Source organism: Thermomicrobiales bacterium (assembly GCA_037045155.1).
GTDB lineage: Bacteria > Chloroflexota > Chloroflexia > Thermomicrobiales > CFX8 > JAMLIA01.
This window is the reverse complement of sequence record JBAOIG010000003.1, coordinates 829,155-854,950: the sequence shown is the minus strand read 5'-3', so window position 1 is coordinate 854,950 and position 25,796 is coordinate 829,155. Positions and strand designations below refer to the sequence as shown.

The 25,796-nt window shown below is 62.0% G+C and carries 19 protein-coding genes and 3 tRNA genes; 14 read left to right on the top strand and 8 right to left on the bottom strand.

Annotated features, from left to right (window positions below; translation table 11 throughout):
* Positions 1-18: 18 nt before the first annotated feature.
* Positions 19-2,778 carry a DNA polymerase I gene (gene polA, locus V9F06_07145; protein ID MEI2617397.1) on the bottom strand — a complete coding sequence of 920 codons (2,760 nt, stop codon included), beginning with the start codon at positions 2,776-2,778 and terminating at the stop codon, positions 19-21.
* A gap of 347 nt (positions 2,779-3,125) precedes the next feature.
* On the opposite strand from polA, the gene V9F06_07140 reads away from it, so the two are divergent.
* The 6 genes from V9F06_07140 to corA are packed head-to-tail and all read left to right on the top strand — an operon-like array spanning position 3,126 to position 11,182.
* Positions 3,126-4,127 carry a MoxR family ATPase gene (locus tag V9F06_07140; GenBank protein ID MEI2617396.1) on the top strand — a complete coding sequence of 334 codons (1,002 nt, stop codon included), beginning with the start codon at positions 3,126-3,128 and terminating at the stop codon, positions 4,125-4,127.
* Positions 4,124-5,395, top strand: coding sequence for a DUF58 domain-containing protein (locus V9F06_07135; GenBank protein MEI2617395.1), 1,272 nt, complete (start codon positions 4,124-4,126; stop codon positions 5,393-5,395). Before V9F06_07140 ends, V9F06_07135 begins: the two co-directional genes overlap by 4 nt.
* Complete coding sequence (locus V9F06_07130; GenBank protein ID MEI2617394.1) at positions 5,392-6,618, top strand: PrsW family glutamic-type intramembrane protease; 1,227 nt, start codon at positions 5,392-5,394, stop codon at positions 6,616-6,618. Before V9F06_07135 ends, V9F06_07130 begins: the two co-directional genes overlap by 4 nt.
* Positions 6,615-9,275 (top strand): transglutaminase domain-containing protein, encoded by a 2,661-nt coding sequence (locus V9F06_07125; GenBank protein ID MEI2617393.1) that lies wholly within the window; start codon positions 6,615-6,617, stop codon positions 9,273-9,275. Before V9F06_07130 ends, V9F06_07125 begins: the two co-directional genes overlap by 4 nt.
* A gap of 27 nt (positions 9,276-9,302) precedes the next feature.
* Positions 9,303-10,223, top strand: coding sequence for a ribokinase (locus V9F06_07120; GenBank protein MEI2617392.1), 921 nt, complete (start codon positions 9,303-9,305; stop codon positions 10,221-10,223).
* Entirely contained in the window at positions 10,220-11,182 is a 963-nt protein-coding gene (gene corA, locus V9F06_07115; GenBank protein MEI2617391.1) for a magnesium/cobalt transporter CorA, read from the top strand. Before V9F06_07120 ends, corA begins: the two co-directional genes overlap by 4 nt.
* Before the next feature lie 25 nt (positions 11,183-11,207).
* Here corA and V9F06_07110 read toward each other — a convergent pair.
* From V9F06_07110 to V9F06_07080, 7 genes are all read right to left on the bottom strand, one after another.
* Positions 11,208-11,297: transfer RNA gene (locus tag V9F06_07110), tRNA-Ser, on the bottom strand.
* 84 nt (positions 11,298-11,381) lie between these two features.
* Positions 11,382-11,469, bottom strand: a tRNA-Ser gene (locus tag V9F06_07105).
* Positions 11,470-12,110: 641 nt separating this feature from the next.
* On the bottom strand, positions 12,111-12,410 hold the full coding sequence (locus V9F06_07100; protein ID MEI2617390.1) for a hypothetical protein: 300 nt from the start codon (positions 12,408-12,410) through the stop codon (positions 12,111-12,113).
* A gap of 20 nt (positions 12,411-12,430) precedes the next feature.
* Entirely contained in the window at positions 12,431-13,249 is an 819-nt protein-coding gene (locus V9F06_07095; GenBank protein MEI2617389.1) for a hypothetical protein, read from the bottom strand.
* Between the two features lie 25 nt (positions 13,250-13,274).
* Entirely contained in the window at positions 13,275-14,375 is a 1,101-nt protein-coding gene (gene dcm / locus V9F06_07090; protein MEI2617388.1) for a DNA (cytosine-5-)-methyltransferase, read from the bottom strand.
* A gap of 682 nt (positions 14,376-15,057) precedes the next feature.
* Positions 15,058-15,130: transfer RNA gene (locus tag V9F06_07085), tRNA-Arg, on the bottom strand.
* Between the two features lie 249 nt (positions 15,131-15,379).
* Positions 15,380-15,544, bottom strand: coding sequence for a hypothetical protein (locus V9F06_07080; protein MEI2617387.1), 165 nt, complete (start codon positions 15,542-15,544; stop codon positions 15,380-15,382).
* A 70-nt stretch (positions 15,545-15,614) separates the two neighbouring features.
* On the opposite strand from V9F06_07080, the gene V9F06_07075 reads away from it, so the two are divergent.
* The 8 genes from V9F06_07075 (at position 15,615) to V9F06_07040 (ending at position 25,794) form a co-directional block, all read left to right on the top strand.
* The gene (locus tag V9F06_07075; GenBank protein ID MEI2617386.1) at positions 15,615-16,817 is read left to right on the top strand and encodes an ISKra4 family transposase; all 1,203 of its coding nucleotides are present in this window, start codon (positions 15,615-15,617) and stop codon (positions 16,815-16,817) included.
* Between the two features lie 343 nt (positions 16,818-17,160).
* Positions 17,161-18,903, top strand: coding sequence for a biosynthetic-type acetolactate synthase large subunit (ilvB, locus tag V9F06_07070; protein MEI2617385.1), 1,743 nt, complete (start codon positions 17,161-17,163; stop codon positions 18,901-18,903).
* An 8-nt stretch (positions 18,904-18,911) separates the two neighbouring features.
* On the top strand, positions 18,912-19,433 hold the full coding sequence (ilvN, locus tag V9F06_07065) for an acetolactate synthase small subunit (protein ID MEI2617384.1): 522 nt from the start codon (positions 18,912-18,914) through the stop codon (positions 19,431-19,433).
* Between the two features lie 83 nt (positions 19,434-19,516).
* Complete coding sequence (gene ilvC, locus V9F06_07060; protein MEI2617383.1) at positions 19,517-20,524, top strand: ketol-acid reductoisomerase; 1,008 nt, start codon at positions 19,517-19,519, stop codon at positions 20,522-20,524.
* Between the two features lie 122 nt (positions 20,525-20,646).
* On the top strand, positions 20,647-23,253 hold the full coding sequence (locus tag V9F06_07055) for a pitrilysin family protein (GenBank protein ID MEI2617382.1): 2,607 nt from the start codon (positions 20,647-20,649) through the stop codon (positions 23,251-23,253).
* Positions 23,254-23,313: 60 nt separating this feature from the next.
* Positions 23,314-24,858 carry a chlorite dismutase family protein gene (locus V9F06_07050; GenBank protein MEI2617381.1) on the top strand — a complete coding sequence of 515 codons (1,545 nt, stop codon included), beginning with the start codon at positions 23,314-23,316 and terminating at the stop codon, positions 24,856-24,858.
* 48 nt (positions 24,859-24,906) lie between these two features.
* A complete protein-coding gene (locus V9F06_07045; GenBank protein ID MEI2617380.1) occupies positions 24,907-25,215 on the top strand; it encodes a ferredoxin family protein in 309 nt (102 codons plus the stop codon).
* Between the two features lie 114 nt (positions 25,216-25,329).
* Positions 25,330-25,794, top strand: coding sequence for a (2Fe-2S) ferredoxin domain-containing protein (locus V9F06_07040; protein MEI2617379.1), 465 nt, complete (start codon positions 25,330-25,332; stop codon positions 25,792-25,794).
* The last annotated feature ends 2 nt before the right edge of the window (positions 25,795-25,796 follow it).

The following is a 25,796-nucleotide window of genomic DNA, read 5'->3' as shown; positions in this document are numbered from 1 at the left end:
ACCCAGACAACGTGCTGTTTAATCCAGGTCGATCATGTCTCCCCAGTTTAGCCCGACCGAAGATTCGACCTCGAGCGGGACTGTCAGCTTAGCTGCGCCGCGCATCGTCTTCGAGACGAGTTCGCGAAGTGCTTCTACCTCGGATTCCGGTGTCTCGAACAGCAGCTCATCGTGAACCTGAAGGAGCATACGCGCCCGGAGGTTAGAGCTTGACAACTCCCTGGCGACGTCGATCATCGCGATCTTCATGATGTCGGCGGCAGTCGCCTGAAGCGGCATGTTGATCGCCGCGCGCTCGGCGGCAAGCCGGCGCGGCCCTCCGCTCGCGATATCGGGCACGTAACGTCGCCGTCCATAGAGGGACTTGACGTAACCCTTGTCGCGTGCGTCGGCCAAAGTCCCATCGAGATACGCGCGCACCCCGTCGAACTGCTTCATGTAGCGTTCGATGAACAACGTGGCGTCCTGTCGAGACATGCCAGTGTCGCGTGATAGCCCGTATGCCTGCATGCCGTACATAATGCCGAAGTTGACCGTCTTCGCGGTGGAGCGCATATCCGCCGTCACGTCCGCGATGGGCACGTTGAACACCTGGGCGGCTGTGGCCCGGTGGACATCGATGCCGTGATTGAAGGCGTCGAGAAGCGCGCTATCCTGGCTGAAATGGGCCATGATGCGCAACTCCATCTGCGAGTAATCGGCAGAATAGAGTCGTGCCGGCCCATCGAACAATCTGCTCTTGTCATCCGTTGCGGCGATGAACGCGCGACGCACCTCTCGACCCAGCGGCGAGCGTATCGGTATGTTCTGCAGGTTCGGGTCGGTGGACGACAGGCGGCCAGTGGCGGCGATCGTCTGGTTGAACGTCGTGTGAATCCGCCCGGTTCGCGGGTCCACCTGCTGCGGGAGAGCGTCAACGTAGGTTGACTTGATCTTGCGGATCGTTCGGTGCTCGAGAATGCGGTCGATAACATCGTGCGCGCCGCGGAGTCCTTCGAGGACCTCCTGCCCAACAGAATAGCCAGTCTTCGTGCGCCGGCCCGATGGTAGCCCGAGCTCGTCGAACAACACGGTCGCCATCTGGCGAGTCGAGCCGAGATTGAACTCGTGACCAACTAAGCCGTAGATCTGCTCTTCCAGCTGTTCGATCTGCGCCGCCAGGCTCTCGGCGAGGTCTTCGAGGACGGCGACATCGACGGAGATGCCGACCCGCTCCATGTCTGCAAGGATCGGCACGAGCGGCAGCTCGATATCGTTCAGCAGCGACATCTGATCGCGCTCTTCAAGAGTCGCTTGCAGCATCGGCCGAAGTCGCATCGTGCTTTCGACATCTGCGCCAGCATATGGGACAACATCGGCAAGAGGGACTTCGTCCATCGTTCGCTGGTCCCGACCACTTCCGATCAATGTGGTGATCTCGGTCATCTCCCAGCCGAGATAGCGAAAGGCGAGGTCCTTCAGCCCGATCCCCGATTCTCCCAGCAGGTAGGCCGCCAGCATCGTGTCGAACTCAATGTCAAACGCCGGCAGCCCCGCCTGAAGCATCACCGTCAGGTCGAATTTTCCGTGATGCGTAACAACGTTCGCGTGCCGAGCAATCGCCCCGCCGATCGTCGCCCGCACATCGTCCAGTGACGCCACAGCGCCGTCCGGGGCTTTCAGTGGCACGTACCACGCGCGGTCTTCCGCCGTCGCGATGGCAATTCCGACGAGGTTGGCAGTGACCGGGTTGGTGTCGTCGGTCTCAACATCCACCGCGATTTCGCCGGCCTCGCCGATCTCGCTGGCCAGCACATCCAGCTCGTCGCGTGTGGTCGCGAGCTTCGGCGTGGCGATCTGGCCGGACGTCGTTTCGCTTGGTGAGACGACCGCGTTCCTGTGGGATTCGGGGATACGGCTCATCAGCGACCGGAAGCCCAGGGATCGAAATAGCTCCAGCGCACCTTCGCGGTCGAAGTCATGGACGACGGTGCGGTCGATGTCGAGCTCGACCGGCACATCGCGGACAATCGTCGCCAGTTTCAGGCACTGCAACGCGAGCTCACCATTTTCGGCCAGCGCGTTACGTGCCCGGGCCGGAGTGATCTCATCCGTATGGGCGAGAATCTCCTCAATTGATGGATACGCATCGATGAGCGACTTGGCCGTTTTCTCGCCGATACCCGGTACTCCGGGGATATTGTCGGACTTATCACCTACGAGCGCCTTGAAGTCGGGAAGCCGGTCGGGACCGAATCCGTAGCGTTGTACGACACCATCGAGATCGAACATACGATAGTCACCGAAACGCTGAGCTCCGGGAAGAATGACGTGGGTATGGTCGTTGACGAGCTGTAACAGATCGCTGTCACCGGTCAGCAGCAACGCGTCGATGCCTCGCTCGTTTGCCTGTCGCGCCAGCGTGCCGATGACATCATCGGCCTCGTATCCGTCCGCTTCGTAGATCGGGATATCGAGGGCGTGAATGACCTCGCGGATGCGGTGCAACTGGCCGCGCATCTCTTCGGGCATCGGTGACCGGTGGGCTTTGTAGTCTTCGAACTCATCGTGGCGAAAGGACTTGCCGACATCAAAGGTGATGAGAATATAGTCCGGCTCGTGCGTCCGAAGCGCGTCGAGAAGCATCGACGTAAAGCCGAACGTCGCATTGGAGAGCTCTCCCTCGGGGGTGGTGAGCGTGAGCGGTAATGCATGAAATGCGCGAAACGCGAGTCCGTATCCGTCGACCAGGATCAGGCGCCGTCGCGCCGGCGGTACTGTTGCCGTACTTGCTGCCACGTCCGGGCTCCTTCCGTTCACACGACTAGTCATTATACGGGCGCGCGTCCGCAATCCGGATTGGGAATCGAATGGCCGGCTCGCGTGTCATCATATGTAGTGGATCGACTTCCGCGGCTGGCTGTGCCTGTACATAACGCAACAGGGCACTGTTATACTTTGGAGGGTCTTCGATCGTACAGGATTCGTCGCCACCATTCAGAGGAAGCGCGTTCTAGCGCCAGACCCCCCACCGACTTTCTACAACCTTCAGGTGGCCGGAGCCCGTGTTCTGGCGCTGGGCCAATGCCGATAGTGAATCATAGAGTCGGGAAGTCACTCCCCCGGCGGCGCAAGAAGGGACTACGATGGAGTTCGTCGAGCAGATTTCGACAGGCGTCCGGGAAAATGTGGAGCGAGTGATCGTCGGCAAGGGCCGAGAGGTACAGCTCGTCCTCGTCGCACTTCTCAGCCGAGGCCATGTGCTGATTGAAGACGTGCCCGGCGTCGGTAAGACCGTCCTCGCGAAGGCGATCGCCCGAAGCATCGGTTGTACGTTCAAGCGTATTCAGTTTACCCCCGACCTGCTCCCGAGCGACGTGACCGGCGTCAGCATTTTCAACCAGCAGCGCGGCACGTTCGAGTTTCGCCCGGGGCCGATCGTTGCCCAGATCGTGCTCGCGGACGAGATCAACCGCGCCACACCGAAGACGCAGTCCGCGCTTCTGGAGGCGATGGAAGAGGCGCAGATCACGGTTGACGGGGTCACCCACCCACTGCCGCATCCATTTGTTGTTATGGCGACCGAAAACCCGATCGAGTACGAGGGCACGTTCCCGCTGCCGGAGGCGCAGCTCGATCGATTCCTCGTGCGGTTGTCGCTCGGGTATCCCGGCCGCTCCAGTGAGATCGACATCCTTACCCGCCAACAGTACGCGCATCCGCTGGATTCACTGGACCAGATCGTTACTGCCGACGTCCTCGAGCGCGCGCAGGCCGAGATCCGGGACGTCCATGTCGATCCGCTGATCCAGGAATACATCGTTGATCTCGTTCTGGCCACACGGCAGCATGATGATATCTACCTCGGCGCGAGCCCACGTGGTTCGTTGGGTCTCTACACAGCGTCGCGTGCGTGGGCGGCGCTTCAGGGCCGGGACTTTGTCACTCCCGACGACGTGAAGGATCTAGCCGTGCCGACGCTCGCGCACCGCGTGATCGTGAACCCGGCCGCGCGAATGAAGGGCATCGATTCTCGCGATCTCGTTCAGGAGATACTGTCGGCAGTTCCGGTTCCCGGTTCGCGGGTTGTGGCGTCCCAGCCACGGTCATCGAGCGGGGGCTGGCGAGCTCGCAGGACTGCGCAATGAACGCGCTCAAACTCATTGCGCTCGCGTTCATCGTCTTTGTCCTCGGCCAGCTGAACCAGTGGGCCATTCTGGACAAGGTCTTCTTCGCGCTCGTCGGCCTGCTTGTAATTGCCTGGTTCTGGGGCCGAGTCAGCCTGACCGGCGTCGCGCTCACTCGCGAGTCGAAGGCGGATCGCGCCCAGGTTGGGCAGCCGTTGCAGGAGCGGGTGCGGATCCAGAACCGCAGCCGCCTGACCAAGCTGTGGGTCGAGCTTATCGACCATTCCGATCTCCCCGGCCATCGCGTCTCGAAAGTGCTGCATCTCGGTCCCAACGACTCCAGGCGCTGGCGAGTGGAGACGATCTGCTCACGCCGGGGCCGGTTCCGTATCGGCCCGATGTCAATTCGGAGTGGAGATCCGTTCGGGTTATTTCCGAACGTCCGCTTCGTCCCCGAGACCCACGAGCTGCTCGTCTATCCGGCCACCGTCGACCTGAGCGCGTTCGCGCTGCCGGTTGGTAGTCTGCCGGGGGGATCCGCGATCCAGCGTCGCACGCCATTCGTCACGCCGAACGCCTCGGGTGTGCGCGACTACATGCCCGGCGACGCCTTCAACCGCATCTCCTGGACGGCCACGGCGCGGACCGGCAAGATGATGGTGAAGGAGTTCGAGCTCGATCCGACGGCCGATATCTGGATCGTCGTTGACTTACAGGCGGGCGTACACGCTGGCGCCACCACACTCGGCGCGATGCCGTCGTTGGCCGGCGACGAGGTGCCTCTCGCGTTCTGGCTGGATTCCACTGAAGAGTACGCAGTCACTGTCGCGGCATCGCTCGCGCGGCACTTTCTGGCTCAGAACCGCGCGGTTGGCCTGATCGCGTCGGCGCGCCAACATATCGCGATCCCAACCGATCGCGGCGGGCGGCAGATGATCAAGATCCTCGAACAGCTTGCGGTCGTTCGCGCCGACGGCAGTGTTCCGTTCGCCGAACTGTTGTTGGCCGAGGGCGCGCAGTTTACGAGAAACAGCACGGTCATCCTTGTGACGCCGTCGACTAACGAAGACTGGGTGCAGTCGGCGATCGGGATCGTCAGCCGCCACGTCCAGTGTGTCGCCGTCGTCATTGAGCCGACAACGTTCGGCGCGGCGGAGTCGAGCCTGTTTGTCGTCAGTACGTTGGCGGCGGTTGGAGTGCCGACGTATCTGGTCAAGTACGGGGATGACATCACCCGGGCTCTGGCGACGTACTCGATTGCGCCGGGCGGCAGGGGTCCACGGGTGTGAGCCGACTGCTTCTCAACGGAACGGCCACAGTTCTCGCGACCGCTGGGGTGGCGATGCTACTCCTGTTGGCCTACGCGCTCAACTGGTCTGATTGGCGTGGCGCGGAGACGCGCGACCTGGCGGCCTTGGCGGCCTTCGGCGTCGTGCTCGTTATCGGTGCGGCCTTGCTCCTCGTATCCAGCACGCGCCGCTCTGCTACGTGTGGCGTTCGATTCCCGCCGCTCTGGGTTGGCGTGGTGTCGCTCGTTGCTGCGATCGCCGCCGGCTTGGCGTCGGCGCATTGGGGCTGGTTGCCACTGGCGGAGCCGTTTGTTGCCATCGTCGGTCTGGCGGGTCTGTTCAGCTTTATCGGACGGTTGGCAACGCGATGGGCACCGGCCACAATCCCCCGTGCCGCTGTCCTTCGCTCGACCGTCTGGGGTATGTTCGGCGCGACGACGAGCGCTATCGTGTTGCAGGTGCTCTTCGCCTCTGGCGCTATCGTCGCGGTTATCGCGGGGTTGGCGCTCGTCGATCCGGCGATGGTTCGCGACTTCGTCGAACGGATCGGCGCACAGGGCACCCTGGATGAGTTCAGCGGCAATATCGTCAATACGATGACCGTGTCGTTCGCGTTGTTTGCGATGTACGCGGTTGCCGCGCCGATAACCGAGGAGTTCACGAAAATTGTTGGAGTCGCCATCATCCACCGCGGCTCGGGAGCGTCGTTGTATGCGCACTTCGTTACTGGCGTCTGCGTCGGTCTGGGATTTTCGGTCGTGGAAACACTTGGGTACTCGATGGCGGCCGGCGAGAGTTGGCCATGGCTACTGCTGCTGCGCTCGCCGGTAGCGTTCATTCACGTAACCGCCACCGCGTTTGCGAGTTGTGGTCTGTACCATCTGCGCACACGCGGCGGATATCGTTTCGTCCTGTATTTCATCGGCGCCGTTGTCATTCACGGCATGTGGAACGGTCTCAGTGTCACGGTGATGCTTGTGTCGATGCAGGCAAGTAGCGCGAGCTCGATATCGCCGCTCGCTGGTCTGCTGATTGTGGCGATCGTCGCGCTACTTGCGCTGGTGCTGACTGGCTGTATCGCCTGGACGATTCTCACCGCCCGTAGGCTCGGGCGCGCGGAGGCCGCGACAGTCCATCATGCAGCAGTTGCCACCGGTCATTCCGTGGTCGGGATTTCCACAGTCGGGTTCGAACGTTCCGAGGCACGAGGGATAAGCCCATGAATCGTCTTGCGCTCCGCGAGGGCTGGTCGACGTTTATTCTCACATCGCTGGTGGTGTTTGTAGCAATCTGGTCGCTTCGACAGGCGGACTGGGCCGATGGGCTTCAGATCCTGAATCGGATCATGCTGTACGGGCTGATCTCTGGCCTTATCGTCGCGAAGCAGCAACGCATTCCCGGCTGGATCGCAAGCCTGCTCGCGCTCACGGGCGGCGTCGTTGTCGTCCTCTATCAGATGACGGTCTATTTGGACGACCGGCTCGGGAACCGCCGAGAGAAGCTTTCCTGGCTGATGGATCGGTTCGGCAACTGGATCAACCAGATCGCTGGCGGCAAGCAGATCGACGACCTGTATCTGTTTGTGCTGCTTGTGTCGATCTTGACGTTGCTGCTGGCGTTCGGATCGGTCTGGTTCGTGTTCCGAGCCCGCTGGATCTGGCCGGCGCTCGTGTTCCCGGGTTTGCTGCTCTTCATCAATCTCGGCTATAGCCTGCGCGTGCCGACCGGGCTAGTTGTCCTGTACCTCTTCTTCGCAATACTCCTCCTCGTTCGGTTTCGGATGCTCGAGCGAGAGACGAACTGGCGTCGTCAGCGAATCGACTATCCGTCGTCAATCGGCTGGCACGCGATGTGGGCGGCGACGTATCTAGCGATGTTCGTCCTGATGTTTGGCTGGATCTTTCCGGCCAGTGTCCAGAGTGGGCAGCTTCACGATACATGGTTGAGTGTTAACGGTCCCTGGCGGGCAGTTGAACAGCGGTTCAACAGTTGGTTCACCGGTATTCGTGGCCCCGGAGGCGGTGGTATCGGCGGGTACGCCGCCTTCTCCGATAGCTTCGACCTGGGTGGCCCGTTGCGCTTGAGCGATGCTCCGGTCGTTCTCGTCACCGGCGAGCCGACTGCGCCGTACCTCGCCGCGCATCGGTATGCGACCTACACGGGACGCGGGTGGGAGTCGGATGTCTCCCAGACCACCGATGCGAGTGGTCAGCTCAGGCCGCTTCAGCCGCAGATCGAGATGCGAGCTGGCGAGGCGGTCGATGTCGGCGACCAGGCACTCAAGACCCGCGAGAAGACCGAATACACGATCCGCGTGGAGCGCCCCCGTGGCGCGCTCGTCTTCGCGCCAGAGACATTCCTCAGCTCGGACCGCGGAGTGAACCTCGTTGTGCCGTGGAAGATCGTTGACCGGGCCGAAGTGGACCTGGCCGTCGACGCGCCTTCGACAGTGCCGCGCGAGCTGCAGCGGCTCGTCTTGCTGCTACAACAGTATGACTTCACTCCTCCGGACCTGGCTACACCCACTCCCGCCTCAGCAACAGCGGTCAGCGATGCAAGCCCGGCCGTCGAACTGACGCCGACCGTACTCCCCGACGATACGACACCGCCCCGCTTTCGGCCTGAGTCCGAAGATATCACGGCCGAACGTCAGCTCCTTGCAGCGCGAGGCATCACGTTTGAATACACAATCGACGCCACCACCTACCGTGCCACCTCACTAACATACTCCGGTAACTTCCCCGATATCGGTGGCGTCGAGGCGATCTATGCCCGAGACGGATTGGCGTCGGGAGAGACATACAAGGTCGATGCGCTGGAGACGAAGGCGAAGAGCGAAGACCTCCGCCAGAGCAGCGCCGCCGATGTTCCACAGGCAATCCGAGACCGATATTTGCAACTCCCGGACACCGTCACCGATCGTACCCGCGCCCTGGCCTTCGAGGTTACTCAGGGTGCTCAGACGCCGTACGACCAGGCCAAAGCGATCGAGGCCTATCTGCGAACCGCGATCGAATATAGCGAGGATGTCGAGTTTCCACCGGCCGGGCGCGATGTTGTGGACTTCGTCCTCTTCGATTCGCACAAGGGATATTGCGAATACTACGCCTCGGCGTTCATCGTGATGGCCCGCGAGATCGGCCTGCCCACGCGGATGGTGACAGGATTCTTCCCGGCGGATCGTGACAAGGACGCGGGCGGATTCCTGTATCGGGAGCGGAACGCCCACGCCTGGCCCGAGGTGTACTTGGCCGGCTATGGCTGGGTGCCGTTCGAGCCGACGGCGTCGCGAACGGCCTTCAATCGCGAACCAGCCGCGCCCGCAAATCCAGCGGCTGGCGCAATCGATCGCGAATCTGGTGGTATCGGCGGCCCATTGCCGGACGATAGCGCATTCCTGCGCGACCAGAATGACCTTCCGACGGGAGCCGGCGTCGGCGCGACCAACCGCCAGCAGCCGGTGTCTCGCCTCGAGTGGGCAATCCGGGCCGCGATTGCAGCGCTGATGCTGGGCACGTTGACCCTTGCGTTCTTCTGGTTACGTGGCATGCGCGGTCTGTCACCGACCGGCCAGCTCTACGCGAAAACAATCCGCGGCGCAGGCTGGGGCGGGATCCATGTCGATCCATCGATGACCCCGCATGAGATCGCGAGGTCGGTGGCGACCGAGGTTCCGGGGACTCGCGGGCCGACGTCCTACCTCGCCGACTTGTACGTCCGCGAGACATATGGTGGCCGGCCGGTGCCACAGACCGATCTTCTTCGTGGCCGGCAGGCCTGGCTTCGCCTCCGCGGACTCCTCGTGAAACACTTCTTCAGCCGGTTCGCGCCGTGGACGAACCGCCACGAAGACGACCAGGACGACGATCTCGACTGGTAGTCGCTCGTAGACCGAGGAGTGACTGACGTGGGCAGAGTCGTTGTCATCGGCAGTAGTAATACCGATCTCGTCAGCCGGGCGGCTCGGCTGCCAAGTGCCGGCGAGACAGTGTTCGGGACGGCATTCGCGGTTTATCCGGGCGGCAAGGGCGCGAACCAGGCAGTCGCGGCAAGACGGGCCGGCGCAGAGGTGAGATTTGTCGGCGCTATTGGCGATGATGCCTTCGGCGCCGCGCGTCGCGATGAGCTAGCGGCAGAAGGGATCGACCTGACATATCTCACAGAGATCCCCGAGGCGACATCCGGTGTGGCACAGATCGTGGTCGACTTCTCCGGAGAGAATCAGATCGTCGTTGTGCCTGGCTCGAATGATCTCGTCCAGCCCGAGCAATCGGTTGCGGCAGTATCCGCAGGCTTCGATGTCCTAAGCGCGGTCCTCGAGGCCGCGTTCGATGCGATTCGCGCAGGATTCATTGCCCCGCGAACCGGGCTTGCTCTCTTGAATGCCGCGCCATTCGACCCGCGAGTGATCGAGATCCTCGGTAGTGTCGATATTCTGATCTGCAACGAATCCGAGGCCTCGGCTATCCTCGGTTATGCGGTCGAGGCGTCCGACGTTGCCGGCGCGGCGACCGCCGCGATGCAGCTTCTCGCGTTTGGACCACGCACGGCGATCATCACGATCGGCCCAGCCGGCGCTGTTGTCGCCGACGAGGCAGGAGTACGCATATTCCCCGCCCCGACGGTCGATGTCGTCGATACGACTGGCGCTGGCGATTGTTTCTGTGGCGTGCTTGCCGCCTGGCTCGCCGATGGCGCGTCACTGGATGACGCTGTGGCCGCCGCGGTCGTCGCCGGGTCGCTGGCTGTTACCGTGCCCGGCGCCCAACCGTCGATGCCGGAGCGGGCGGCAATCGTCACTGCGATGTCTGAACGCGGGCTCATGTGACCTTTCGCCTCTTCGATTCCAAGGCGGATCAGCTTTTTCGCAACGTGTCGTTCGATCAGATTCCGAAGTCGCCATCGGACTGGATCTGGCTCGACGTTGTGAACCCGACCAGCAACGAGATCGACCAGATCGGGCGGCTGTTTGCGTTTCATCCGCTGGCTATCGAAAATGTCCAGCGACCTCACCAGCGACCGAAGGTCGAGGAGTATCCTACCCACCTGCTTGTCGTCCTCTACTCGCTGACACTTTCCGATGGTGATCAGCGGCCGATCCTGCGGGAGTTAGCGGTCTTCATCACGGCTCGCGCCGTTGTCACCGTGCAATACAACGCGATCGAGGAGATAACCGTCGCCGCTCGACGTTGGGCCGAGCATTGCCAAGGCGAGCGACAGGTCGACCCGTCAATGCTTGTCTACACAATCTCGGACACAATCGTCGATGGCTACTTCCCGGCGATGGACGCGATCGGAGATCGGATCGAAGACCTCGAAGCGCTGGTCTTTTCCAACGATGGAACAGGGACGGTCGAGCAGGTGTTCCGTCTCAAGCGCGTGCTTCTGGAGATGCGCCGGCTTATCGCGCCGACGCGAGAGGTCTTCAATGCGTTCACGCGTCGCGAGTTCCCGCTTCTCGGTGGCACATCGGTGACCTACTTCCAGGATGTCTACGATCACGTTATCCGCGTCACCGATACCATCGACGGCTACCGCGATATTCTCTCGACGATCATCGACGTCCACTTGACAGTCGTGTCTAACGACCTCAACCAGTCTGTGCGAACGCTGACTGTTGCCAGCATCATTCTGATGACGCTGGCATTGATTGCGGGCCTGTATGGGATGAATTTCAGGTATATCCCGGGGCTCGACTGGCGATTCGGCTACGTTGGTGCGCTGGCGGGGATGGCAATCATCGCGGTGGCGCTGGGCTGGACGTTCCGCCGTCTGCGGTGGTGGTGAATCGGGCGATGGGGGTGTTTCGGTGCGGAAGGGGCGGGATTCGAACCCGCGAGGCGAGAGGTCCCGCCTACGCGCTTTCCAGGCGCGCGCACTAGGCCAACTATGCGACCCTTCCAGAGACACAAACCAGCCGCTCGCGCTCAGCGCCCAGCGTTCTTCGGCGCTGTCAGGTGAACGCGAGCGACTGGTTGCAGATCCGCGGAGAGGGTGGGATTCGAACCCACGGTGACCTCATCAGCCACACCGATTTTCGAGATCGGCACCTTCAACCACTCGGACACCTCTCCGTCGGGAAGTATACCGGACAGTTGAAAGCACGCCAACGGGCACGAAAAAGGCTCCTGCCACCGCAGGAGCCCTATTGAGTACGCCCGGAGGGATTTGAACCCCCGACCTTTTGGTCCGCAATTCCCGCGTCCACCCCTGATGTCGCGTACGTACGCGGTAGGCGGTCCCGCCGAACGACCAAAATCTTGCCTCTAGGCCAGGAATGGGATCCCTCCAGGTGCCTATTGTGATAAGTCAATGCCGAGCCGGGTCGCGGTCGAATCGGTGGATGCTGGGATCTCCGACGCTCAACTGTGGCGCCCTGACACCGTCGAGCTCGTGACGCTCGGATAGTCCCTCACAGTCTAGCCAGGGTAGAATTGTGTGGGGTCGGGAGACCGCCCGGCCCCGCCACGCAAGAGAGGGAGGAGTCATAGCCGTCTGCGACGCATGCCAGCAGGAGATCGAGGACGACGAGGACTATATCGAGGCCGATTGGGACGGTGCGAAGTTCCACGCCCGGGACGAGTGCCTCGCGATCCCGTTTGTGTTGGAGCAGTGGCTCAACCCCGACCACCCGTACGTGGCGGGATTCACGTTCCACCGGGTGAAGGAGGATGCGGCACCTCCATCAGGTATCCCCGGGTCCCCGGTCACCCCCTCACGTCGCCATACTGATCGCTCGCAGCCCGGCACCGGTTAGTCCGTGTCCAACTCGTCGAGGATATAGTTCTTGTTCGCCCCACTTCTCCGGACCCACCTCGGACTTCCACTGCCGGTACTGATCCATGAGCGTCTCCATAAACTGCCGTGCGTGGTCGGAGTTGCTGAGTTCGTATTCGAGGTCGTAGAGCTGTTCGTCGCCCAGGAACAAGTAGAACCGCTCAATGTGGGTCGAGCCACGAGCGAGTTCCCGAAGTCGACTCATGTAGGCGGTGACAGGCTCGGACATCACGTTCACTGTAGCCTCCTAGCCGACGGCTACTGCGGAGACAGCAGTCCCTTCAAAATCGCCTCAACCTCGCCACGGAGCCGACTGGCGTTTCTTTGAAAGAACGCTGCGGCATCGAACCCCACGACGTTCTTGCAGAACTGATAGGTACTCTCCGTATCAGGTCCGGTCGTATCTCCCGCGAGAACCAGTAGTCCGGCACCACGATACCTACGCTCAACCGTTCTGTTCACCTGCCGGGAAAACAGCATGATCACGGGCAGGTATCCTTCAGTGTGGGCACGCCCCCCACTTCGGAGGTCAGCATTCTGACGCTTCGAGTCTGCACTCTTGTAGCCCTGCCGAACCTCGAACACCGCCCCTTGGAAATTAATGGCGTCAAGATTGACCCCAAGACTCACCGATGACCGCTCGATCCAGTCGAGGACTCGCTCTCTCGCAGCGACGTCCTTGATATCCCTCGCCGCGATACGGGCGTCTAATGACAGTGTCTGTGTTCTCCCCTGGTCGCTCACTAACTGATAACTCCATACGACTTCTGGTAGTGACAGGTTCAGCGAGTCCATCGCTATCGCCCGAAAGAACCGCTCACAGCCGACGCCCAACTGACGATATACCGAGGTCATGCCGCCGCCTGCTTTATGGGCGGCATACATAAGCTCCGAATCCAAGCCAATCCAGTGATATAGCGGATCTCCGCCATAGAGGGTCATGAACTGGGTGAGTGAGAAGCCATCCTCTTGACTCTGCCCAAACGCCGGTCTGTAATCCACGCACTTCCGTAGCGGCGTTAGAAAGATCTCCACATAGCGGTCGTCGCTTGCTTGTGGATCTACGGACATCGACACGACCAGACTCCCTCACCGTTTTCAGTCAGTCGTCGGCAGCGAGTGTGAGCTGCACCGGACGACGCTCTCTCAGATGAGATCCGAGTTCCCTTTGGGTGGCGAGCCGCTCAAAATGTTCAGCGATTGACCGGCCAACGTGATGACCAACGATCGGTGGTACGGCGTTACCGATCTGCATTACGTTTGGCCCGGTCGCATGAGGGAAGACGAACTCGTCAGGAAACGATTGGAGACGGGCACACTCTCGGACCGTCAGGCGGCGGTCCAACTCGTAGTGGAAATGCACGCGAGCTTTCGGGTTCGCACGTACGCAGTACGCAATCGAGCCCTTAATGTTCTCTTGGTCCCCCTGACCCGCCCCTGCGGTCGCTTTAGTGGCTACGAAGTACTGACTCTGGTTCGTGACTGACTCGTCGGTAACGCTCCCCAGGTCTTCAATCGCCCATTCGATTGGGCGGTGGCGGCCTTGAAAGATAGGTGCGGGTTCGACCGGAAAGCCGCCTGGGAGATCCTTACGGACTCCGACCATGACGATCCGATCGCGGTTCTGAGGGAGACCATAATCGGGACAATCAAGGTTCCAGACCTTGAAGTCGTATCCGGCATCCTCGAACTCGGCAAGCACTGTCTGCAAGATCATCCCACGCTGCATCTTCGCGAAGTGCGGGACGTTCTCCGCCACTACGATCTTCGGCTGATGAGCCACCATATACTCGACCATAATCCTGTAAAGCCGGCCACGCTTGCCCTCCAAGCCTTGCTTCGGCCCCGACGAAGAAAAGTCTTGGCAAGGAAAGCCTCCGAGAAGCAGATCGGCCTTGGGGAGGTAATTCATATCAACTGAGGTTAGATCCACCTCATGGACATCAGGCGAGAGATTAAGCCGATAGGTTTCGACCGCTTGGGGATCGTTGTCGTATGCGGCGACGATCCGAAACGGGAGTGGCGGGTATAGCTCCCTTTGATAGGTGAACCCGCCCAGGATGCCGAGATCCAGACCGCCGCATCCAGCGAAAAGGCTAACGACGCGGATATCGCCGTCATCGGATGGCTCCCCAGAAAGCTGAGGGTGGCGGTAGCCAGTTGTAGCCGGATTGTCGCGGAAGCCGAACTCAAAAGTCGGCATGTTCCGCAACGCTCGACGCTTGGGAAGCCCAGACTTCGGTCTCACCTATCCATCCGATCTACCGACCTGCCAGAGGAAGCGACTCACCGGATCCTAAAATAGTTAATTTGAGGCATATCATAGCATACGTACGTACGTGCCCTCTCGGGTCTCTCCTGTCCGTACGACGCTCTCGGCCTCACCTGCTGTACCCTTGGGATCCCTGTCGGCCCACGAGTGTAGCGTCGCTCAGCATCTGCTGTCTGCTGTCATCACAGCACTCCCGTAAGGTCTCTCCCCTTCCACCACATTAGCACCACAGTTCTCTCTCCTCGACCTCGATCGACCCGGGTTCCAAGAAATATCTCATACGGGTAGGGGACTCCACGGTAGGGGGATGGGCAATCGGAATCGGAAAGGTATGGGGATGGGGTCGGGTGTGGTGGTCGTCCTCGCATCCGCGGGAGGGTTCCCCCACCAGCCTTGTTTCCCCGCCGCCCCGTGCCCGTCCCCGTCGTCCTCTTGCGTGCGTGTCCTCCCCGCAACCCGCGTACGTATGCGAACGGGTGCGGTCGTGTCAGTCGTGCCCGGAGTGGGTCGATGGTGGCTCGATTGTGGTGGAACTGTGGTGGTGGGTCGTGCGTGGATGCAAGAGGGAGCTTGGGACGCGGGTGGTTTCCGCGTCCCTATGCGGTGATTTCGGTACGCCCGGAGGGATTTGAACCCCCGACCTTTTGGTCCGCAACCAAACGCTCTATCCCCTGAGCTACGGGCGCATGTATGTTCGCGCCGTCGGCTGGCGCGGCGAGAATCATAGCATAGCCGTTCGGTGATCTCCAGCGCCGTCCGCAGCCGCCGATTATCGCAACACGAGCGGGGGTGCGCGTCATGGTTTGGCGTGATGGTGGTGAGCGGTATGCTGGGGGAGCGATCATCGGAGCCGAGCACCTGAGGAGCCACCAATGCCAGACGAGCGAGCGAGCGACCAAGGACTGGGCACAATCGAGGCGGAGTTCCGCGCCTGGCTAAGCGCGCATCCCGCCGCGACCCTGACGGAGCTGGAAATCGAACTGGATCGGCGTCTGCGGGCGGGTCGTGCGCAGATCCTGCGAGAGGCCGTCACGGCCATGCCGAACCCTGCGGGCGTATGTCCCGATTGTGGCCGGCCGCTCGTGGCGCATGGCCAGCATGTGCGGCGCCTGGTGACGCAGGGGGACGAGCCGCTGACCGTGGAGCGGTCGTATCAGCGCTGTCCGGCCTGTGGGGCCGGGCTTTTCCCCCCTGGATGAGACGCTAGGGCTCCTGAGTGGGGTGGCCTTCACGCCGTGGCTCGTTGAGAGCATTGTGCGGCTGGGCACGTTGCTGCCCTTCGCGCAGGCGCCGGAGATCCTGCAGCACTTCACCGGGGTCACGGTCAGCGCCGCCACCGTGCGACGGCTGACGGAGGTGGCCGGCGCGATGCAGGAGCAAGTGGAGCGTGCGGAGGTGGCGCGGCTGGAACGGGAGCTTCCCGCCGCGCCAGCGGGTCCGGCGGTGCAACTGCTCAGCGTTGATGGGGCGATGGCGCCGCTGGTCGGCGGAACCTGGGCCGAGGTCAAGACGCTGGCCATTGGCACGGTCGAGGCCAGGGCGACCGGGGTCCGGACGCAGGAGCTATCCTATTTCTCACGGCTGGCGGATGCGGAGACGTTCACCCGTCTGGCGACGATCGAGACACAGCGCCGGGGGACAGCTTCGGCCCGGACGGTGGTCGCCGTCGTCGATGGGGCGGCCTGGTGCCAGGGGTTCATTGACACGCAGCGATTCGATGCGGTCCGGGTGCTTGACTTCGCCCATGCGCTGGAGCACCTGGGGCAGGTGGCGCACGCCGTCTACGGGGCGGGCACGTCGTCTGCCAGCGAGTGGCTCGGCCAGCAGGCCCAGGCGTTACGCCATGGCGACGAACAGCAGGTGCTCGATCGGCTCGCGACGCTCGGTGAAGCGCCGCACTGCGGGTCGGAGGCGCGGACGCTGATCCAGCAGAACCACGACTATCTGGCCGCGCGGATCGAGCAGATACGCTACGACACCTTTGTCGCGGCGGGGTATCCGATCGGCAGTGGGTGTGTGGAGAGCGCCAACAAGCTGCTGGTCGAGGCCCGGCTGAAGGGGAGTGGGATGCACTGGGCGCGCGCCAACGTCAATCCAATGCTGGCGTTGCGGACACTCGAGTGTAATCAGCGCTGGGAGGAGGGATGGCCGACCCTCTGGCAGGCCTGGCGGCGTGCCGCCCGCGTCCGTGCCAGTCACCGTCGTCAGGCCCGTCGTGCCTCGGGCCAGGCGCCGACACCGGCCGCGTGCGCAGTTCCGCACCCTGCCGTCGACATCGTCGAACGACCCAGCCGACCCAAAACCATCGTCAACGGCAAGCCCACCATCGACCATCCCTGGCGACGATCCTTACCCATCGCCGCCAAACCATGACGCGCACCCCACGAGCGGATTGCTTGACACATGCGATTCCCCCCTCGTAAGATGCATCTGTACGGAACCTGATTCACTGTCACGCGATTGGTAACCCCTTTGCCGCGATTGGTCTCGCAGCCGAACCTGATCAGCCCGCTGGCGTCGTATGACGCGCCGGTCGCTGTTGCGTTCGACCTTGAGTCCATTATTCGCGGCGTAGTACTCCTTATTATTACGAAGGAGACATAAGGGGGCGCGCGAGTAACGTAACAGGACAGACCGATTCTTCGCGAGCCTCCCTCTTGGGAGGCTCGATTCGTCTCTGCCGCGGGATTTTCAGGGATAGGGAAGGCTAGGACGCATGGTCGTCACGAAACCAGTTGAGAGCAGTCCGACGCCGGTGGCGGAGCCACGGCAGGCCGCGGCCGCGCGCCCGCGAAACGGCGCGCGCGTGCTATGTGAGGCGCTTGTCCGAGAGGGTGTCGATACGATCTTTGGCTACCCGGGTGGGGCGGTGATCCCTCTGTACGATGTGCTTCCCGAGTACCCCCGTCTGAATCATGTCCTCGTCCGCCACGAGCAGGGCGCCGGACATGCGGCCGATGGGTTCGCGCGCGCGACAGGCAGGGTCGGAGTCTGTCTCGCCACGTCCGGCCCGGGCGCAACCAACCTCGTCACGCCAATCGCGACCGCGATGCTCGATTCGATCCCGATGGTCGCGATCACCGGTCAGGTCGCCCAGCAGTTCATTGGCAGCGACGCATTTCAGGAAATCGATATCACCGGGATCACGTTGCCGATCACGAAACACAACTTCCTGGTTCGCCACGCAGCCGACATCGGCCCGACAATCCAGAAGGCGTTTCACCTCGCGAGCTCCGGCCGCCCCGGTCCGGTCCTCGTCGATATTCCGAAGGATGTGCTGTTGGCGCAGGGTGAGCTTGCGCCGGCTGAGCCGCTGGAGCTGATTGGCTACAAGCCGACCTACACCCCTCACCGCCGGCAGATTCGGCTGGCAGCGCAGGAAATTCGCAACGCGCGAAAGCCGCTCATCCTCGCCGGCCACGGCATTCTCCTGTCCGGCGCGATGGATGAGCTCCGAACGTTGGCGGAGCGCGCGCAGATCCCGGTCGCACTCACGTTGTTGGGCATTGGCGGGATCAGCCAGCAACATCCGCTGTGCCTCGGCATGGTCGGCATGCATGGTTTCGCGCACGCCAATCGCGCCATCCATGAGGCCGATCTGCTCATTGGCGTCGGGATGCGATTCGACGATCGGGTGACTGGCCGTGTCAGCAAGTTCGCTCCGAACGCCCGAATTGTGCACATCGACATCGACCCGGCCGAAATCGGTAAGAACGTAGAGACCGCCGTCCCCGTCGTTGGCGACGCGCGACAGGCTCTGGCGATGCTGGTAGCCGACGTCGAGGAGCTGCGCCATGAGGAGTGGATTGCGGAAATCGATGACTGGCGGCAAACCCCTCCCTATCGACCGCTCGGAAACGAAACCGTGTTGCAGCCGCAGTTCGTGATGGAGAGACTGTCCGAGCTGACCGAACGAAGCGCGGTCGTCGCGACGGATGTCGGCCAACATCAGATGTGGGCCGCCCAGTTCTACAAGTGCGACACACCGAACCACTGGATCACATCGGGCGGCCTTGGAACGATGGGGTTTGGCGTCCCGGCCGCGCTTGGCGCGGCGATCGGCCGGCCAGAGGCGGAAGTCTGGGCGATCGTCGGCGATGGTGGCGTCCAGATGACGTCGTTCGAGTTCGCCACGATCGTCCAGGAGCATGCAAACGTCAACATTGCGATCATCAACAATGGCTATCTCGGCATGGTGCGCCAGTGGCAGCAACTGTTCCATGATCGCAATTACTCGGAGACGTTTATCAGCCAGCCCGATTTCCAGATGCTGGCGACCGCGTACGGTATTCCAGCGCGCACTGTCACGCGACGTGAGGAAGTGGATGATGCGATCGTCTGGGCCCGCGCGACGGATGGGCCAACCCTGATCAACTTCGTCGTTGACCAGGAAATGAACGTCTACCCGATGATCCCGAGTGGCGGCTCGTTCGGCGAGCTCATCGAGAAGGGGGAGTGAGAATGGTGATGCGACTGCATACCCTGGTAGTACTCGTCGAGGACCATCCGGGTGTCCTGAACCGTGTCATGAGTCTGTTTCGCCAGCGCGGATTTAACGTTCATTCGGTCGCAGTCGGGCATTCCGAGACCACTGGTCTGTCGCGTATGACGTTCGTCATCGGCGGCGACGACCGAATGGTCGAGCAGGTGACCAAGCAGCTCTACAAGCTGCTGGAAGTTGTCAAGGTGACCGATGTCACCGCTGAGAACTTGATCCAGCGTGAGTTGGCCCTGGTCAAGGTTGCGGCAACCGAACGCACTCGCGCCGATGTCATGCGGTTGGCGACCGATATCTACCGGGCGCGATTCGTCGATGCGACGCCGGATTCACTCATTCTCGAGGTGACCGGGCCGAGCGACAAGATCGATTCTCTGCTGACCATGATCCGACCATATGGCATAAAGGAGGTTGCGCGAACTGGACTGGTTGCGATGGTGCGCGGATCCGGAAGCACCCGACTGACAGTTGTCCAGGATGCGGTAGCCTGACCGTCGGATCGAAGGCACGGGGAGTGAAGTTGCTGCCGCATGGTGCGCAGCGAACTGAGACATTGAAAGGAACAGGCAGACAGTTGGCGACAATCTACTACGAGGCGGACGCGAACCCGGAAGCGCTCCGAGAGAAGAAGATCGCAGTCATGGGCTACGGCAGTCAGGGGCATGCCCATGCACTGAACCTGAAGGAATCTGGCTACGACGTCCGCGTCGGCCTCTATGAGGGCAGCCGTTCGTGGCAGAAGGCCGAAGAGAACGGTCTGAAGGTGATGGCGGTCGCCGATGCCGCGGCCGAGGCCGACGTCATCATGGTGCTTGTCCCGGATCACATCCAGAAGCGTCTGTACAACGAGGCGATTGCCCCGAACCTGACCGAGGGTAAGCTGCTGATGTTTGCCCATGGATTCAACATCCACTTTGGCCACATTTCTCCGCCCGCGAACGTGGATGTTGCGATGATCGCGCCAAAGGGCCCGGGGCATATTCTTCGTGACACGTACGTCGAGGGCGTCGGTATTCCGGCGCTGATCGCCGTGCATCAGGACTACACCGGACATGCCAAGGAGCTTGCCCTTGCGTATGCCAGTGGCATTGGCTGCACCAAGGCGGGCGTTATCGAGACCACGTTCAAAGAGGAAACCGAGACTGACCTGTTCGGCGAGCAGGCTGTTCTCTGCGGCGGCGTATCGGCGTTGGTAACGACCGCGTTCGAGACGTTGGTCGGGGCCGGCTATCAACCAGAGATCGCGTATTTCGAGGTGCTGCACGAGCTGAAGCTGATCGTCGATCTGATGTATCAGGGCGGCATCAAGTACATGCGCTACTCCGTCTCGGACACCGCCGAATACGGAGATTACGTCTCCGGCCCGCGTGTCATCGACGAGCGCGTCCGGGCGACGATGGAGCAGATTCTGGGCGATATCCAGTCGGGAGAATTCGCCAAAGAGTGGATCGCTGAGAACGAGGCCGGCCGCGGCAACTTCATGCGGCTGCGCGAGCAGGCCACCGGGCATCAGATCGAGCAGGTCGGCGAGGATCTGCGCTCAATGATGACGTGGTTGCCGAAGAAGACTATCCCTTCCTGAATTTCCTTCGTCGATTCCAGGGGGCGTCCCGTTTGGGGCGCCCCCTTTGTGTTGGAGACGGTCCTATACTCGACCTGACCTGCAGTGACGGTCGGTGGCAATGTTGAGGCGATGGAGGTGTCATGGCGGCCGATTACACGATGCGACGTGTCCTGCCGAACGGGTTGACCGCGATCGCCCGGCAGCAGTCTGGCGCTCCGATAGGCTCGTTCTGGGTCTGGTATCGCGTCGGTGGACGGAACGAAGTAGCCGGGATCACCGGGATCTCGCACTGGGTCGAGCACATGCAGTTCAAGGGGACTGCCGACATCGCAGCCGGCGAGATTTTTCGCACGATCACAGCGAATGGCGGCGCGCTCAATGGCTTCACCTGGCTCGACTACACGGCGTATTACGAAACGCTACCGATCGACAGACTCCAGGTCGCACTCGACATCGAATCAGACCGGATGGTCAACTCGCGATTCAGCGCCGACGAGGTCGCCAGCGAGCGGACGGTCATTATCTCCGAGCGACAGGGTAACGAGAACAACCCTGGTTTCCTTCTCTCGGAGGAGGTGGCCGGCGTCGCGTTTCGCGCACACCCGTATGGCAATGGTGTCATCGGGCATCTCTCTGACCTTCGGGAGATCACTCGCGATGATCTGTACCGCCATTACCGTCGATACTACGCGCCGAATAACGCTGTCGTCGTGTTCTCAGGGGCGCTCGATCCGGCGGATGCGCTGGAGCGAATCGAACGACAGTTCGGCGCGATCCCGCGCGGCGAGGACATCCCGGCGGTTCGAACGGCGGAGCCGCCGCAGTATGGGGAACGACGGGTGCGGGTGGAGCATCCAGCGCCGAACCCCGTGATACAGATGGTTCACCGGGCGCCGGAGGCGGCTCATCCTGATACACCGGCGCTGCTCGTCGCCGAGGCTGTTCTCTCCGGTGGCAAGCCGTTCAGCTTCGGGGGCGGCGCCGCGATGGGTCGCTCTTCGCGGCTCTATCGCGCCCTCGTGACGACTGGCCTCGCGTCGAGCGCCGGCGCGTCGATGTCGCTGACAATAGATCCGTACCTTTTCGGTGTTTCAGCGACGTTGCGGCCCGACTCGGACGCTGGTCGCGTGGAAGAAGTCATCGTTGCTGAGCTGACGCGGCTGCGGACTGATCCCGTGCCCACAGAGGAGATGGGTCGTGTCCGAAAGCAGATTCGGGCGCAGTTCGTCTATTCGCAGCAGAGCGCGTCGAGCAAGGCATACCTCCTCGGCGCGCTAGCCGTCGTCGCGCCAGACCGTACTCCAGAGGAATTGCTGGAGGACATGCTGGCCGTGACGCCGGACGATCTGCGACGAGTGGCGAACACGTGGCTGGTGGAGCGGCAGCGGACGACCGGTTGGCTGATTCCGACGAACGGTGAGAACAGCTCGGGTCCTGTTACGGTTGGCACACAACCGGCAGGCTACGTGCCGGATAACAGCGATCTCGGACTCGACACGTCGATGCCAGCTGCTCAGGAGACGCGTCTTAATAATGGAGTCCGGATTCTGACGCTTGCCGCACAGCCGGAAGACCAGCCGGTGGTGGTGCGCATCCGCATCCCCGGTGGTAGCGCAGGGGACGGCGGCCGGCCAGGGATCGCGCGATTTGCCGGCGAGATGCTCACACGTGGCAGCGGTGGCCGGACGATCGAGGATCTGTCGGACGAGCTCGATGGGCTCGGCGCGTCGCTCACGGTCGGTGCCGGCCGTGAAGCTCTGGACATCGTGCTCACCTGTCTCCCGGAGGACACCGAGCGGGTGTTCGAATTGGCAGCGACGACGCTCCTCTCCCCCGACTTCCCTGCGCAACAGATAGAGGTTGTTCGGGGTCAGGTCCTGGCCGGGCTACGTCAGGCGAGGAGTGACACGCGTTCGGAAGCAGATCATCTCCTGCGCGCGGCGCTCTTCCCTGCGGGACACCCGTGGCGTGAACGCCTGGCTGGCACTGAGGAGTCGGTTACGGCAATGTCGCGCGATGATTTGCTGGGTTGGTTCCAGGCGAGTCTTGGCGCATCGGGTTCGCTGTTCGCTGTAGCCGGCGGTATCGGACACGAGCGCGCCGTCCAGCTTGCGGACCGGCACTTCAGCCAATGGACCGGCATCGCGCCACGACTGGAGCCGCAGACGATTGTTGCTGGGGCTGGGGGTGAACGGGTCACCGCGGCGATCCCGGGCAAGACGCAAGCAGACATCGCCCTTGGTCTTCGGTCGCTTCCGCGATCGGCGGATGACTATCACGCGCTGAGCTTCGGGAGCCTGATCTTCGGGCGGCTCGGGCTCATGGGCCGAGTCGGCCAGAGCGTGCGAGAGCGGCAAGGGATGGCTTACTACGCATATGCGGCCTACGAGGCTGGGCTGCTGACGGGTCTCTGGAGCGCGCGAGCTGGCGTGAATCCGATGAATATCGAGCGGGCGATTGACGCAATCCAGGAGGAGCTGCGCGGGTTCCTGGAGAGCGGCCCGACCGAGCGTGAGATGGCTGACGCGGTCTCGAATCTGACTGGCTCGCTACCGCTTGGCCTGGAGACGGCCGGCAGCGTCGCGGGCGTCCTCGCCGACATCGGATTCCACGAACTCGGGCTGGACTACCTCCAGAGATACCGAGCGATCATCAGGGCACAGACCCATGGCGATGTGGTCGCGACGATGCGACGTCACATCAACCCGGACGCGCTCCAGCTGATCGTCGTCGGGCCGCCTGAATGACGTGACGGAGGAGGGTGGCATAATCGACCCGGCGATACGTCCTACGAGAGACAGGGAGACATGAGCGAGCACCCGCAAGCGACATATACGAACTTCTGGGTTTATCAGATTGCGTCCGAGTGGCGGACGACTGATGCCGAGTCGCGGTCCGCGGCGCGCGACGAGCTTGCCGCGCTTCTCGACGACGCGGCGAGCTATGGCGTCGCGATCCGCGGTGTCTATTCGACAGTTGGCCTCCGACCGGATGCCGACCTGATGATCTGGGCAGTCACCGATGACTTCGATGCGCTTCAGCGAGTGGCGGTGGCCATTCGCGCGACGACGTTGGGCGCCATGTTGCAGCCGCGACACACGTTTCCCGGTGCATCACTGGGCTCAAAATACAGCAGCGACCATGCTCCAGCGTTCATGAAGGGCATCCCACCGAAACGCTATCTGTCGATGTATCCGTTCACGAAGACGCATGAGTGGTATCAGCTTCCATTCGAAGAGCGGCGTTCGGCGATGGGCGAGCACGGCCGGATGGGTCGCGAGTACCCCGATATTCTGACGAACACAGTCTCGTCATTCGGCATCAGTGACTGGGAGTTTGTCGTCGCGTTCGAGAGCGATGATGTCGGTGACATGGTCCGGATGGTCGAGTATCTGCGGCCGGCCGCATCGAGGCCATACACGAAGCTGGACACGCCGATCTTCCTTGGGGTACTGAAGGATCTGCGCGAGGCTCTTCTTCGATCTCGGTTGAGATTGGCGTTCAGAGCGATGGAATCAGGAGTGTCTGGCGTGAGTGACTGGCCAGATGGGATCCAGTGCGCGGTCACGTTGACTTTCGATGTTGACGCCGAGACGCTCTGGCTTTCCGGAGATCTGGCGAATCTCTCCCGGCCAGGGTTGCTCTCGCAAGGCGCTTATGGCGCGCAGGTTGCTGTGCCGTTTATCCTCGACCTGCTCGATCGCCAGGGTTTGCCAGCCACGTTCTTCGTGCCAGGCTGGACTGCCGAGACTCACCGCGACGCGATCTCGCAGGTCCATCAGGCGGGCCACGAGATCGGTCACCACGGCTGGCTCCACGAGCACGCGTCCAATCTGGACGCAGCCGCTGAGGAGGAGGTGCTTCGGAAAGGGATTGCCGCGCTCGAGGCGATCACCGGGGTCCCACCGCGCGGTTACCGATCGCCGGCCTGGGAGTTCTCGCCGAATACACTCAACCTCCTGCAACAATACGATTTCTCGTATTCGTCGAATCTGATGAGCCATTTCAAGCCGTGGCTCCACCCGGGTACGGATATCGTTGAGCTGCCCGTTCAGTGGTTGCTGGATGACGCGCCGTTCTTCCTGTTCGGCGGTGGCCGGCCCCGACCGATCAGCACTGCCGAGAACGTCTACCAGGCCTGGATCGAGGAATTCGACGGCATATACCTGCATGGTGGCTTGTTCAACCTCACGATGCACCCGCAGATTATCGGCCGGCCCGGCCGGCTGATGATGCTGGGCCGGCTGATCGAGTACATTCGCGCCCGTCCGGGCGTCTGGTTCGCGACGGCTGGGGAGATCGCTGACTACTGGCGTGCGCAATCCTCGGCGGAGTCGTCGACGGGCGGGTGATACGATTCGGGCGTGGTGTATCGCCTGACGAAGCATTCTGGAGTGAATGTGGTAGTTGACACAATTCTCGACCGGGCCGGCCTCGAAAAGAAGCTCAGCATCGACTCATATACAGTCGATCCGACGCGAGCCCATATCAGGATCATTGATTCGCGCCTGTGCCTGCAATGCGAGCGGCAACAGTGCGTCAACTGCTGCCCGGCGGCGTGCTATGCGCCGCAAGCGGACGGAACTGTCCTCTTTTCGTATGAGGGCTGCGTGGAATGCGGAACCTGCCGGATCGTCTGCAACGAATTTGACAACATCGAGTGGACCTACCCACGCGGTGGATTCGGCATCCAGTATCGCTTCGGCTAGTCGCACGCTGGCGCGGGTCGACGCGACAATTGATACAGGAACGGAGCGCTTGTGTACTGGAGCCGCAAGCATGTCCTCGTTTGTACCGCTCAGCACTGCATGCAGAAAGGGGCAATGAACGTCGCCGGTCGGTTGCGAATCGAATGCAAGCGACGCGGGCTCGATCGCGATGTCATGGTGAACACCTGTGACTCAATCGACCTGTGCGATATCGGCCCCAACATCGTTGTCTATCCCGAACGGATCATCTATAGCCACGTCAAGGTGTCCGACCTGCCCGATATCATCGCGCACCTCGAAGGCGGAGAGCCCGTGGAGCGATTGATCCTGTCCCCGACGACGCCTGAAGAGAACGAACGCGAACGGTTCTATCGCGCAGCGACCGCGGACGGCGCGACGCTCTCGCGTGATGCGTTCGAGTCGATCATGACGACGTATGGTTTTGACGAGGCGTGGCTTGCTGAGCAGGGCCGTCGCGGATTTATCGCGCGAAAGGAGGCCGACGGCGTGCCGACGATCACCGTGACCAGCAAGGCGCTGCAGCGGTACCGCATCGAGCTGGCGTCGCCAGTCGACTGACC